Source organism: Paenibacillus sp. A3, assembly GCF_001399685.1.
In the GTDB taxonomy this organism is placed as follows: domain Bacteria; phylum Bacillota; class Bacilli; order Paenibacillales; family NBRC-103111; genus Paenibacillus_G.
The window spans coordinates 1-15,174 of record NZ_JTHN01000003.1 but is presented as its reverse complement, the minus strand read 5'-3'; the positions used below and the strand labels follow the sequence as shown (position 1 = coordinate 15,174).

Genomic DNA, 15,174 nt, shown 5'->3' with positions numbered 1-15,174 from the left:
GCAAAGCGGCGACGTCGCGATGTCCGCGTACTCGATCGGCTCTGCCGTCAGCGAACGCACGGTAATGAAATATGCGCTGGATTTCGGCGGGATTGTTACGGACGGCGCGCTTGTTTTGGATATCCGCTACAACGGAAAAGCGTACCGCAAAGAGACGATGGAGCAGCTGGCCGGGCTGCTGAAGGCGAATTTGCAGGAAGTGATCGCGCATTGCACGGCGATGGAGCGCACGGAGCTGACGCCAAGCGACGTCCTGTTCAAAGGACTGACGGTGGAGCAACTGGACGCGATTGCGGAGCAGACCCAGAGCGCCGGGGAGTTGGAAAACGTGTACGCGCTCACCCCGATGCAGAACGGCATGCTGTTCCACAGCCTGATGGAGCCGGATTCGGGAGCGTACTTCCAGCAAGCCACGTTCGACCTGACGGGAAGCTTCAACTTGACGGTGTTCGAGCAAAGTCTGGAGCGGCTCGCGGAAAGACACGACATTTTCCGCACGAATTTCTACAATGGCTGGCATGAACGGCCTCTGCAGGTCGTTTACCGGACGAAAAGGATCGGCTTCCATTATGAAAATCTGCGCGGGATGGAGGAAGCGGAGCGGCAGGCGTATGTCACGGCTTTCCTTGAGGCGGATAAAGCCCGGGGCTTCGACCTGAGCGCGGACCCGCTGATGCGCGTATCCGTGCTGCAAACGGGCGATGCGGCGTACCGCTTCGTCTGGAGCTTCCATCATATCGTGATGGACGGCTGGTGCCTCGCGCTGGTGGCAAGCGAAGTGTTCGGCACGTATTTCGCGCTGCTGGAGCGGCGTGAGCCCGAGCTTGCTCCGGTTGTCCCGTACAGCCGCTATCTCGAATGGCTGGAGCGGCAGGACAGCCAGGAAGCGGCCAGCTATTGGGGCGGCTATTTGGCCGGCTTCGAGCATCAGACGCTGCTGCCGCAGGAGCTTAAGGCGGAAGGTTATGCGGCCGAGGAGCTGACGTTCCAGCTCGGCAAGCGTCTGACGGAGCAGATGCGCCAGACGGCGAAGCGGCACCAGGTGACGATGAATACGCTGCTGCAGGCGGCTTGGGGCGTTGTACTGCAAAAATACAACAACAACGGAGACGTCGTGTTCGGCAGCGTCGTGTCGGGCCGTCCGGACGACATTCCGGGCGTCGACCGGATGATCGGGCTGTTCATCAACACGATCCCGGTGCGGATTCGCTGCGAAGCGGAAACGACGTTTGCCGATTTGCTGCGGAGCACGCAGGAGCAGGCGCTGGCTTCCCGCGCTTACGAGACGTATCCGCTCTATGAGATTCAAGCTTTGACCGAGCAAAAGCAAGATCTGGTTAACCATATCATCGTGTTCGAAAACTTCCCGGTCGAGCAGGAAATGGAGCAAATGGGAGGCGATAGCGCGGACAGCTTCGCGATTGCGGGCGTCGCGATGTCCGAGCAAACGAACTATGCGTTCAACATAACTGTGATGCCGGGCGAAGACATGGGCATCCACTTCGAATACAACGCGCTGGCGTTTGACCGTTCGACGCTGGAGCGGATGCGGGGCCATCTTGTGCGCGTGCTGGAGCAGGTAACCGGAAATCCGACCGTGCAGGTGCAGGAACTGGAGCTGCTCACGCCGGAAGAGCGGGCGCTACTGGTGGACGGCTTCGGCAGCGTGGGCGTAGAGGAAGGCTATGCGCCGGAGCAAACGTTCCACGCGTGCTTCGAGGCGCAGGCCGCGCATGTGCCGGAGCAGACGGCGGTCGTCTATGCAGGGGCGCAGCTGACATACCGCGAGCTGAACGAGCGAGCGAACCGGCTGGCCCGGACGCTGCAAGCGCGCGGGATCGGTCGCGAGTCGATCGTCGGCATTCTGGCCGACCGTTCGACGGACCTGCTCGTCGCCGTGCTGGCCGTCTGGAAAGCGGGCGGCGCGTACGTGCCGCTGGACCCGGACTATCCGTCCGAGCGGATCGGCTTCATGCTGCGGGACAGCGGAGCGGCCGTGCTGCTGACGCAGACGCATCTGCAGGACCGCGCGCAGGCGTGGCTGGCCGAAGGGCATGCGCTGGAGACGGTGCTGTGCCTGGACGACGAGTCGGCGTACGTCGAGGACACGTCGAACGTGCCGAATATGAACGAGCCGGGCGACCTCGCCTACGTGATCTACACGTCGGGAACGACGGGCCAGCCGAAAGGCGTCATGATCGAGCACCGCAGCCTGGTCAATACGGCGGCGGCTTATCGCCGGGATTATCGTCTGGACCAGTTCCCGGTGCGGCTGCTGCAATTGGCGAGCTTCTCGTTCGACGTGTTCGTCGGAGATATCGCGCGGACGCTGTACAACGGCGGCACGATGGTCATCTGCCCGAAAGAGGACCGGATCGACCCGACTCGCTTGCACGGCTGGATACGGGATTATGAAATTACGGTGTTCGAATCGACGCCGGCGCTGATCGTGCCGTTCATGCAGCATATCGCGGATCATGGTCTGGACATCGGCTCGATGGAGCTGTTGATTACGAGCTCGGACAGCTGCAGCGTGACGGATTACCGGGTGCTGCAGGAGCGGTTCGGCTCGTCCATGCGGATCATCAACGCGTACGGGGTAACGGAAGCGGCGATCGATTCGAGCTACTACGATGAGCCGCTGTCGAATCTGCCGGAGACGGGCAGCGTGCCGATCGGGCAGGCGTGGTTGAATGCGCGGTTTTACATCGTGGACGCGCAACTGCATCCGGTGCCGGTGGGCGTGCTGGGCGAGCTGTGCATCGGCGGAGCCGGGGTAGCGCGAGGCTACTTGAACCGTCCGGAGCTGACGGCGGAGAAATTTGTGCCGAACCCGTTCGTGCCGGGCGAACGATTGTATCGGACGGGCGACCTGGCGCGGTGGATGGAAGACGGGAACGTGGACTTCATCGGGCGGATCGACCATCAGGTGAAAATCCGCGGATATCGGATCGAGCTGGGCGAGATCGAAACGGCGATGCTGCGCTTCGCGGGCGTGCGGCAGGCGGTGGTGATCGACCGGACGGACGAGCGGGGACAAAAGTATTTGGCGGGCTACACGGCAGGGGACGACACGCTGAGCGTAGAGGAGCTGCAGGCGTATCTGGAGCAAAGCCTGCCATCGCATATGGTTCCGTCGCGGATGATGAAGCTGGAGCGGTTGCCGCTGACGCCAAACGGCAAAGTGGACCGCAAAGCGCTGCCGGAGCCGGAAGGCGCGGTGCGTGCCGGAGCGGCGTACGCAGCGCCGCGGACGGCGGCAGAGCAGACGCTGGCGGCGGTCTGGCAGGCCGTGCTGGGCGTGGAGAAGGTCGGCATTCTCGACAACTTCTTCGAGCTGGGCGGCGATTCGATCAAAGCGCTGCAGGTCGCCTCGCGCTTGCTGCAAGCCGGCTACAAGCTGGTGATGAAGGATTTGTTCCAGTATCCGACGGTGGCGGCGCTAAGTCCGCATCTTCAAACGTCGGGCAAGCTGGCGAGCCAGGAAGCCGTAACGGGAGACGTAGAGCTGACGCCGATTCAGCGGTGGTTTTTCGGGCAGCAGCCGGCCGATGCGCACCATAGCAACCAGTCGGTCATGCTGTACCGCAAGGAACGGTTCGACGAAGCGGCGCTGCGCGTGACGATGAAGAAGATCGCCGAGCATCACGACGCGCTGCGCATGGTATTCCGTTTGCAGGAAAGCGGCAGCGGCTATGCGGCATGGAATCGCGGCGTAAACGAAGGCGAGCTGTTCAGCTTGGAAGTGCTGGACTTTAGCGCCATGACGGACTGCGCAGCCGCGGTCGAAGCGAAAGCGACGGAAATTCAAGGCGGCATCGACCTTGAACACGGACCGCTCATGAAGCTCGGACTGTTCCGCTGCGCGGACGGCGACCATCTGCTGATCGCGATCCACCATCTGGTGGTCGACGGGGTATCGTGGCGCATTTTGTTCGAGGATATTGCAACAGGGTACGAGCAGGCGCTTCGCGGAGAAGCGATCCGTCTGCCGTACAAAACGGATTCGTTCCGGACCTGGGCGGAGCAGTTGTCGCGCTATGCGAGCAGCCCGGCCATGGAACGCGAATGGGCTTACTGGCAGCAAATCGAGCAAAGCGACTATGTCCGTCTGCCGAAGGATAACGCGGAGGTCAGACCGCTGCTGAAAGAGAGCGACGTCGTAACGGTACGCTGGACGGCGGAGGAAACGGAGCAGTTGCTCAAGCAGGCGCACCGGGCATACCGCACGGAAATGAACGACCTGCTGCTGACGGCGCTAGGTATGGCGGTGCGCGAATGGTCCGGACTGGATCGGGTGCCGATCAACCTGGAGGGACACGGACGGGAAGAGATTATCCCGGAAGTGGACGTTTCGCGGACCGTGGGCTGGTTTACGAGCCAATTCCCGGTCGTGCTGGAGCTGGGGCAGGACGAGGCCGTAGGACAGCGGATCAAGCGAGTGAAGGAAGGGCTGCGCCACATTCCGAACAAAGGGATCGGGTACGGCATTCTGCGGTATTTGTCGGCGCCGCAAGAGGGCGTGAAGTTTGCCGTAGAGCCGGAAATCAGCTTCAACTATCTCGGCCAGTTCGACCAGGATTATAAAGACAACGACCTGGAGTCTTCGGCTTATTCCGGCGGCTTGCCGATTAGTGAAAATGCCGCCTTGGATTTTGCGTTGGATATGAACGGGATGGTGTCGGAGGGCGAGCTTGTTTTAACGATCTTGTACGGCACGACCCAATACCGCCGGGAAACGGTGGAGCGGCTGGGCGGGCTGCTGCAGTCCAGCCTGCGGGAGATCATCGCGCACTGCGTAGCGAAGGAGCGGCCGGAGCTGACGCCGAGCGACGTTCTGTTCAAGGGGCTGACCTTGGAGGAGCTGGAGCGGTTGGCCGAGCAAACCCAAGCGCATGGCGAGCTGGAGAATATTTATGCCCTCTCGCCGATGCAGAAGGGGATGCTGTTCCACAGCCTGATGGATGCGGAGTCGGGAGTCTATTTCGAGCAGGCGTCGTTCGATCTGCATGGCCGCTTCGATGTCGCCGTGTTCGGCAAGAGTCTGGAGCTGCTGGTGCAAAGGCACGGGGTGCTGCGCACGAATTTCTACACCGGCTGGAAGGACGAGCCGCTGCAGGTCGTCTACCGGAACCGGGGCAGCGAGTTCCTCGTTCGCGACCTGCGCGATATGGAGGAAGCGGAACGCACAGCGGCTGTCGAAGCCTTCACGCGGGACGATAAGGCCCGGGGCTTCGATCTTGCCAACGATTCGCTGATGCGTGTGGCGATTCTGCGTACCGGCGAGGAGACGTACCGCTTTGTTTGGAGCTTCCATCATATTTTGATGGATGGCTGGTGCTGGTCTCTCGTCACGAGCGAAGTGTTCCGCATCTACTTTGCGCTCAGCGCGAACCGGGAGCCCGAGCTGCTCCCCGTACCGCCTTACAGCGAATATATCGCATGGCTGGAGCGGCAAGATCAGGCTGAGGCGTCCCGCTACTGGAGCGGGTATTTGGCCGGATACGAGGAGCAGACGACGCTGCCGAAGGGCAGTACGCAGGAAAAAACGGGCTACGCGTCCGCGGACCTGGAATTCGATCTGGGCCGGGAGCTGACCGGGCGGATCAACCGGATCGCCCAGCAGCATCAGGTCACGATCAGCACGCTGATGCAGACCGTCTGGGGCCTCCTGCTCCAAAAATACAACGGCAGCCAGGACGTCGTATTCGGCAATGTCGTATCCGGGCGGCCGGAGGACATTCCGAACGTCGAAAACATGGTCGGGCTGTTCATCAATACGGTTCCGGTGCGCATCCGCTGCGAGGCCGACGCCACCTTCACGGAAGTGATGGCGTGGAATCAGGAGCAGTCGATCGCTTCCCATGCATACGATACGTATCCGCTCTATGAGATTCAGGCGCTGACCGAGCAAAAGCAGGATTTGATCAGCCACATCATGATTTTCGAGAACTACCCGATGGAGGAGCAGCTCGAGCAACTGGGTGAGGACGGGGCAAGCTTTACGATCAAGGGCATCGAATCGGTCGAACAGACGAACTACGACTTGAACCTTGTCGTCCTGCCGGGCGAATCGATCCATATTTTCTACGGATACAATGCGCAGGCGTTCGATCGCGCCGATATCGAGCGGATGTACGGACATCTTGTCTATGTGCTGGAGCAAATTGCGGCCAATCCGCAAATCCGCGTCAGCGAGCTGGAAGTGGTCACACCGCAGGAAAAAGCGCAGATCATCGAAGTGTTCAACGCGACGGCGGTGGACTATCCGCGGGAGCAGACGATTCACGGCTTGATTGAAGCGCAGGCGGAGCGTACGCCGGATCACACCGCCGTTTACTTCGAAGGCGAGCGGGTGACATACCGCGAGCTGAACGAGCGGGCGAACCGGCTGGCACGCACGCTGCAGGACCACGGCGTAACGAAGGACCGTCTCGTCGGGCTGATGACTGAACGCTCGCTGGACCTGATCGTCGGCATCGTCGGTATCCTGAAAGCCGGGGGCGCGTATGTGCCGATCGATCCGGAATATCCGGAGGAGCGCATCCGCTACATGCTTGACGATTCGGGAGCGCAGCTGCTGCTTCTGCAAAGCGGGCTTCGGGAGCGCGTCGCGTTCGGGGGGACCGTCGTGGAACTGGATGCTGAGGAGGCGTACAGCGCAGACGGCTCAAACTTGACGCCGGTTTCGGGACCGGACGATTTGGCCTATGTCATTTATACGTCGGGAACGACAGGCAAGCCGAAAGGGGTTATGGTCGAGCATCACGGCTTGTGCAACCTGAAAACGTACTATGACCATACGCTGCACATCGGGCTGCAGGATAAAATTCTCCAGTTCGCAAGCTACTCGTTCGACGCCGCTTGCTGGGAGTTTTTCCAGGCATTGTTCTGCGGGGCGACGCTGTATATTCCGACGTCGGAGACCATCCAGAACTACCGGCTGTTTGAAGATTATATGGCCGTACATGGCATCACCGTCGCGGCGCTGCCGCCGACCTACGCGGTTTATTTGGACCCGGACCGCATGCCGAGCCTGCGCATTCTGTTCACGGCCGGCTCCGCTTCCTCTGCGGAGCTGATCCAGAAGTGGAAGGAGCGGGTGATGTACTTCAACGGATACGGCCCGACGGAGAACTCCGTAGCCACGTCCATCTGGCCGGTTTCGACGGACCCGATGGCGGACCGGATCATTTCGATCGGTCGTCCGGTTCCGAACCACCGCGTCTACATGGCGGACCCGCACGGTCATTTGCTGCCGGTCGGCGTGGCTGGGGAGCTGTGCGTCGCGGGAGCGGGCCTTGCCCGGGGCTACCTGGACCGTCCGGAGCTGACGGCGGAGAAGTTCGTGATAAGCCGGTTCGCGGAAGGCGAGCGGATGTATCGGACCGGGGACCTGGCGCGGTGGATGCCGGACGGCAAAATTGAATATTTGGGCCGGATCGACCATCAGGTGAAAATCCGCGGCTACCGGATCGAGCTGGGCGAGGTGGAGGCGCAGATTTTGAAGGCCGCATCCGCCGTCCAAGAAACGATCGTCATCGCACGTGAGGATGCCTCCGGGCAAAATCAGCTCTGCGCGTACTTTGTGGCAGACCGGGAAGTGGCGGTGAGCGAGCTGAGAAGCGCGCTGGCGGCGGAGCTGCCGAACTACATGGTACCGTCATACTTCGTGCAGCTGGAGCAAATGCCGCTGACGCCGAACGGCAAAATCGACCGCAAGGCGCTGCCCGCGCCGGAGGAAAGCCTGCGGGGCGGAGCGGCCTATGCGGCGCCGCGCACAGCAATGGAGCAGACGCTGGTCTCGGTATGGCAGGCTGTGCTGGGGACGGAGCAGATCGGGATTTTGGACAATTTCTTCGATCTCGGAGGCGACTCGATCAAGGCGATTCAGGTAGCTTCCCGCTTGCTGCAATCCGGCTACAAACTGGAAATGAAAAACTTGTTCGCGCACCCGACCGTCGCCGAGCTTGGCGGCCATGTGCAGCTGGCCGGCCGGATGGCGGATCAAGGGGATGTCCGCGGAGAAGTGAAGCCGACGCCGATTCTGCATTGGTTCTTCGAGCAGCGTTTTGCCGAGCCGCATCATTTTAACCAGGCCGTCATGCTTCACCATGAGCAGGGCTTTGACGAAGCGGCACTTCGTCAGGTGGTGACGAAGCTCGCGGAGCATCACGATGCCCTGCGGATCGTCGTACGCGAGAACCGCAGCGCGCAGTTTACCCTGATAAACCGTGGCGTCGGCGAGGGCGAGCTGTATAGCTTGGACGTCGTCGACTTCCGGGGACAAACGGACTTCGCGGAAGCGCTCGAAGCGAAAGCGAGCGAAATCCAAAGCGGTATCGACCTGAGTGAAGGACCGCTCATGAAGCTGGGGCTGTTCCGCTGCGACGACGGGGACCATCTGCTGATCGCCATTCACCATTTGGCGGTGGACGGGGTATCATGGCGCATATTGTTCGAGGATTTGGCGACGGGCTATGAGCAAGCCGTCAAAGGAGAGGCGATCCGCCTCCCGCACAAGACGGATTCTTTCCGGACGTGGGCGGAGCAGTTGGCGCACTATGCGAACGGTCCGGCCATGGACCGCGAACGGGCGTACTGGCGGGAAGTCGCGCAAACGGAACAGCTTCCGCTGCCGAAAGATAACGCCACCAGCGGGCAGACGGCGATGGCATTCCGGGACAGCGAAACCGTCACGGCGCAATGGACGGCCGAGGAAACGGAGCAGCTGCTGAAGCAGGCGAACCGCGCGTACAACACGGAAGTGAACGATCTGCTGCTGACGGCGCTCGGCATGGCGGTTCATGCCTGGACCGGCATGGAGCGGGTGCTCGTCAATCTGGAAGGGCACGGCCGGGAAGCGATCTTGCCGGACCTCGACATTACGCGCACCGTCGGCTGGTTTACGAGCCAGTACCCGGTCGTGCTTGAGGCGGTAGCGGATTGGGACGTTTCGCAGTCGATCAAACAGGTGAAGGAAGGGCTGCGCCGCATTCCGAACAAGGGAATCGGCTACGGCATCGCGCGCTATTTGTCCGAGCGCCGGGAGGGCGACAGCTTCGAAGTCGAGCCGGAAATCAGCTTCAACTATTTGGGACAATTCGATCAGGACGCGCAGCACAGCGCGATACGGATTTCGCCGTATACTGGCGGCGAATCGGTGAGCGGCAGCACCATGATCAAGCATGCGCTGAATGTCAGCGGCATGATTTCCGGCGGTGCGCTTTCGCTGGATCTCCGGTACGACGGTCGGTTGTTCCGGAAGGAGACGATGGAGAAGCTTGCCGGATTGCTGAAGGCAAGCCTGCGGGAAGTGCTCGCGCATTGCGCGGCGCAAGAACGGCCGGAGCTGACGCCAAGCGACCTGCTGTTCAAAGGGCTGACCGTGGAAGAGCTGGACGCGATTGCGGAACAAACCCGCCATGTCGGCGAAATCGAGAACGTGTACGCGCTGACGCCGATGCAAAAGGGCATGCTGTTCCACAGCCTGATGGAGCCGGACTCGGGAGCGTACTTCCAGCAAGCCGCCTTCGACTTGCTCGGAAATTTTGACGCCGGTCTGTTCATCCGGAGCTTGGATTTGCTCACCGCGCGGCACGAAGCGCTGCGCACGAACTTCTACACCGGCTGGAAGGAAGAACCGCTGCAAATCGTTTACCGCCATAAGGGCAGCGAAGTTTGCGTGGAAGACCTGCGCGGCATGGGAGAAGCCGAGCGGGAGACGTATATCGCCGAGTTCACAATCCGGGACAAAGCCCGGGGCTTCGATCTTGCGCAGGACGCCTTGATGCGCGTATCCATTTTGCGCACCGGCGAAACGGCCTACCGGTTTATCTGGAGCTTCCATCATATCGTAATGGACGGCTGGTGCTTGTCGCTGATGACGAGCGAGGTGTTCGGCGCTTACGACGCGCTGGCGGAGCAGCGCCAGCCCGAGTTTGCCGAGGTTACTCCGTTCGGCCGCTACATCGAATGGCTGGAGCGGCAGGACGCGGGAGAAGCGGCAGCGTATTGGAAAGATTATTTGGCCGGATACGAGCAGCAGACACTGCTGCCGAAAGTCGGTTCGGAGCAGGGGCAGACGGAAGGCTATGTGCCGGAGCAACTGACCTGCGAGCTCGGCCAAGCGCTGAGCGAGCGGATGAACCGGGTTGCGAAGCAGCACCAGGTGACGATCAATACGCTGATGCAGACCGCTTGGGGCGTGCTTTTGCAGAAGTACAACAACAACCGCGACGTCGTGTTCGGCAGCGTCGTATCGGGACGTCCGGCAGATATTGCGGGCGTGGAAAGCATGATCGGGCTGTTCATCAACACGATTCCGGTTCGCATTCAAACCGAAGCGGAAACGACCTTCGCGGAAGCGATGAGAAGAACGCAGGAGAAAGCGCTCCGCTCGGGCGGTTACGATACGTTCCCGCTCTACGAGATTCAGGCGCTGGCCGAGCAGAAGCAGGACCTGATCAACCATATTATGGTGTTCGAAAACTTCCCGGTGGAGCAGCAGGTGGAACAGCTCGGAGCCGGCGGACGGGCGGCCTTTGAAATCGCGAACGTCGAAATCGCGGAGCAAACGAACTACGATCTGGACCTGATTGTTATGCCGGAGGAATCGATCCAAGTCGTATTCCGCTACAATGCGCGGGTGTACGATCAGGCGACGATCGACCGGATGCGCGGACATTTGGTCCGCATCATGGAGCAGGCGGTTGCCGATCCGAACCTTCCGGTGAGCGAGCTGGAGCTGGCGACAGCCGAAGAACAAGCGCAGATTTTACACGTCTGGGGCAATACGGACGCCGATTATCCGAAAGACAAGACGCTTCATGCGCTGTTTGAGGAGCAGGCGAAACGGACGCCGGACCGGGTAGCCGTGGTGTTCGAGGACAAGCAGCTGACATACCGCGAGCTGAACGAGCGGGCGAACCGGCTGGCGCGTACGCTGCGGGCCGAAGGGGTACAGCCGGATCAGCCCGTAGGCATCCTGATCGAGCGCTCGCTGGAGATGATCGTGGGCATCTACGGTATTTTGAAAGCCGGAGGCGCGTATGTGCCGATCGATCCGGAGTATCCGGAGGAGCGCATCCGTTACATGCTGGACGATTCGGGAGCGCAGCTGCTGCTGACACTGAGCCGTTTGCGGAATCGCGTTGCGTTCGGCGGCAAAACGTTGGAGCTGGACGATGCGGCGGTTTATGACGCGAACGGTACGAACCTGGAGCCGGCCGCCGGACCGACTCATTTGGCCTACGTCATCTACACGTCGGGCTCGACCGGCAAGCCGAAAGGGGTCATGATCGAGCATCATTCGGTCCTCAACCGGATTTTGTGGATGCACGAAAAATATCCGATCGGCGAAGCGGATACCATTTTGCAGAAAACGACGTTTACGTTCGACGTGTCGGTATGGGAGCTGTTCTGGTGGTCGCTGGTCGGCTCGAAAATGTGCCTGCTGTCCGTCGGCGGCGAAAAGAGCCCGGATCGCCTCCTGGAGACGATCGGCCGCTATGGCGTTACCACAATGCACTTCGTGCCAGCCATGCTGCACGCCTTCCTGGAATACGCCGAGGAACAGCCGGCCGAACGGCTTCGCGAGAAGCTGGGGACGCTGCATCAAGTGTTTGCGAGCGGCGAGGCGCTGCCGGCGCAGCACGTAGCCCGCTTCCAGCAAGCGGTCGCTTCGATCCGCGGGGCGAGACTGATCAACCTGTACGGTCCGACGGAAGCGACGGTCGACGTTTCGTACTTCGACTGCGAGCCGGACGGCGAGTACCCGATGGTGCCGATCGGAAAACCGATTCACAACACCCGGTTGTATATCGTGGAGGAAGGAACGAGCCGACTGCAGCCGATCGGCGTGGCCGGGGAGCTGTGCATCGCCGGCGTCAACGTGGCGCGGGGCTACTTGAACCGGCCGGAGTTGACCGCCGAGAAGTTTGTGCCGAACCCGTTCGTGCCGGGCGAACGGATGTACCGGACCGGAGATCTGGCACGGTGGATGCCGGACGGCAACATCGAATATTTGGGCCGGATCGACCATCAAGTCAAAATCCGCGGCTACCGGATCGAGCTGGGCGAGGTGGAAGCGCATGTTTTGAGCGCGGAGGCCGTGCAGGAAGCGGTCGTGGTTGCGCGGGAAGACGGAACGGGCCAGAAGCTGCTCTGCGCGTACTTCGTAGCGGACCGTGAGGTAGCGGTAAGCGAGCTGAGAAGCGCGCTGTCGCAGGAACTGCCGAATTACATGGTGCCGACCTATTTCGTACAACTGCCGTCCATGCCGCTGTCGCCGAATGGAAAAATCAACCGCAAGGCGCTGCCAGCGCCGGAAGGAAGCGTGCAGACGGGCGTAGACTATGTCGCGCCGCGGACGTGGGTGGAAGCGAAGCTGGTGCAGATTTGGCAGGAGGTACTGGGCGTTCCGCACGTCGGGGTGAAGGAAAACTTCTTCGACATCGGCGGACACTCGCTCCGGGCCACGACGCTGGCTTCCAAGATCCACAAAGAGCTGAACAAGCAGCTGCCGCTGCGCAGCATCTTCGAATATCCGACGGTCGAGCAATTAGCGCGGGTGATCGAAGAGATGGAGCAGGTGGCGTATGCATCCATCCCGGTGACGGCCGAGAGCGAGTACTACCCGGCGTCTTCGGCGCAGAAGCGGCTGTACGTGCTGAACCAACTCGAAGGCGAGGCGCTCAGCTACAATATGCCGTCGGTTCTGACGGTGGAAGGGGCGCTCGACCGCGAGCGTGTCGAAGAAGCGTTCCGGGGGCTGATTGCGCGCCACGAAACGCTGCGTACGGGCTTTAGGCTGATCGACGGCGAGCCGGTGCAGCAGGTAGTTGCCGTCGAAGACGTGCCGTTCCGCCTGGAGATTACGCAGGCGGATGAGAAGGAAGCGGAAGCGCATATCCGCCGCTTCGTGAGGCCGTTCGATCTGGAGCAGGCGCCGTTGCTGCGCGTAGGCTTGATCGAGCTGGGAGCGGACCGTCATCTGCTGATGCTGGACATGCATCACATCATCTCTGACGGCGTGTCGATGGGCGTGCTGACCGACGAGTTCGTGCGGCTGTACGGAGGCGAGGAGCTGCCGCCGCTGCGGATTCAGTACAAGGATTATGCGGCGTGGCAGCAGGCGGACGTGCACGGCGAGTGGATGAAGCGGCAGGAAACATACTGGCTGGACGTGTTCCGCGGAGAACTTCCGGTGCTGGATATGCCGACGGATTACCCGAGACCGGCGGTGCGCAGCTTCGAGGGCGACACGGTGACGTTCACTCTTGGCCAGGCCGGAAGCGAGAAGCTCCGGCAGCTGGCGGCGCAAACCGGCTCGACTCTGTATATGGTGCTGCTGGCGGCTTACATGACGCTGCTGCACAAATATAGCGGGCAGGAAGACGTCGTGGTGGGCACGCCGATTGCAGGCCGTCCGCATGCGGACCTGGAGCCGGTGATCGGGATGTTCGTCAATACGCTGGCATTGCGCAGCTATCCGGCCGGCGAGAAGACGTTCCTGGGGTATCTGCAGGAAATCAAGGAGCATGCGCTCAAAGCGTACGAGCACCAGGATTATCCGTTCGAGGAACTGGTGGAAAAGCTGCATGTGAAGCGGGACATGAGCCGCAGTCCGCTGTTCGACACGATGTTCGTGCTGCAAAATACGGAAGAAGGCGAGCTGGGCATCGAAGGCTTGACGTTCAAGCCTTACCCGAGCGGTCACGATGCGGTGAAGTTCGACTTGACGCTCAACGCTGCCGAGGCGGATGACGAGCTGCAGTTCAGCCTCCGTTACGCCGGAGCGCTGTACAAGCGCGAAACGGTCGAACGGATGGCGGGCCATTTCGTCCGCCTGCTGGGAGCCATTGCAGACAGCCCGCAGGCGAAGCTGGCGGAGCTGGAGATGATCACGCCGGAGGAAGCGAATCAGCTTCAGTCGGAGTTTAACGATATGGCGGATGACCGTTATCCGCAAAACAAGACGCTGTATGCAGTCTTCGAGGAGCAGGTCGAGCGCTCGCGGGAGCGGGTGGCGGTCGTCTTTGAAGGCAAAGAGTTGACCTACGGCGAGCTGAACGAGCGGGCGAACCGCGTGGCTCGCGTGCTGCGGGCGCATGGCGTCACGGCGGATCAGCCGGTGGCGATGCTGATGGAGCGGTCGCTGGAGATGATCGTCGGCATGCTGGCGGTGGTGAAAGCGGGCGGCGCATATGTGCCGATCGACCCGCAGCATCCGGAGGACCGGATTCGATTCGTGCTGGAGGACAGCGGAGCGAAGCTGCTGCTGACGCAGAGCTGGCAGCAGGCTAAAGCGGCGGAGTTCCAAGGCGAGGTGCTGTGCTTGGACGAAGCGGGGCTGTACGAAGGCCCGGCGGAGGACGGCGCGAACCTGGAGCCGGTGTCCACGGCGGACAATCTGGCGTACCTGATCTATACGTCGGGGACGACAGGCCAGCCGAAAGGGGTCATGATCGAGCAGCGGAGCGTGGTGAACTTTACGCTGAGTCTGTTCGAGCCGATCTATGCGGCCCATCCGGAATACCGGAACATGGCGCAGCTGGCGCCGTACGTGTTCGACATGTCGGTGAAGCCGATCTACGGAGCGCTGCTGCTGGGGTTGACGCTGCACATCGTGCCGGAAGAGACGCGGATGGACGGGGACAAGCTGCTGAAGTTTTTCCGTGAACATAACATCGACATCACGGATGCGACGCCGACGTATTTGGCTATCTTGGTGCAAGCGGCTGCGGCTAGCGGCGGCGCAGCGGGCGCGAAGCATTATGTAATCGGCGGCGAGGCGCTGACGACGAAAGTCGTGAAGTCGTTCTGGTCGACGTTCGGCGAGCAGGTGAAGCTCACGAACGTGTATGGGCCGACGGAGTGCACGGTCGACTCGACGATCTGCGAGGTGGAGCCGCAGCGTATAGCCGAACTGGCGGATACGGTGCCGATCGGGCGGCCGCTGCCGAACCAGAAGGTGTGGATTCTCGACGCGGAGCAGCGGCTGGTGCCGATCGGCGTAGCGGGCGAGCTGCACATCAGCGGAGCGGGCGTAGCGCGCGGCTACAACCGGAGGCCGGAGCTGACGGCGGAGAAGTTCGTGCCGAATCCGTACGAGATTGGCGGACGGATGTACAAGACGGGGGATTTGGCCCGCTGGCTGCCGGGCGGAACGAT

General features: G+C 61.4%; 1 protein-coding gene. It reads left to right on the top strand.

Annotated features, from left to right (window positions below; genetic code table 11):
• The coding region (locus tag QJ48_RS00015) for a non-ribosomal peptide synthetase (RefSeq protein WP_157261445.1) at positions 1–15,174 on the top strand (15,174 nt) is incomplete at both ends.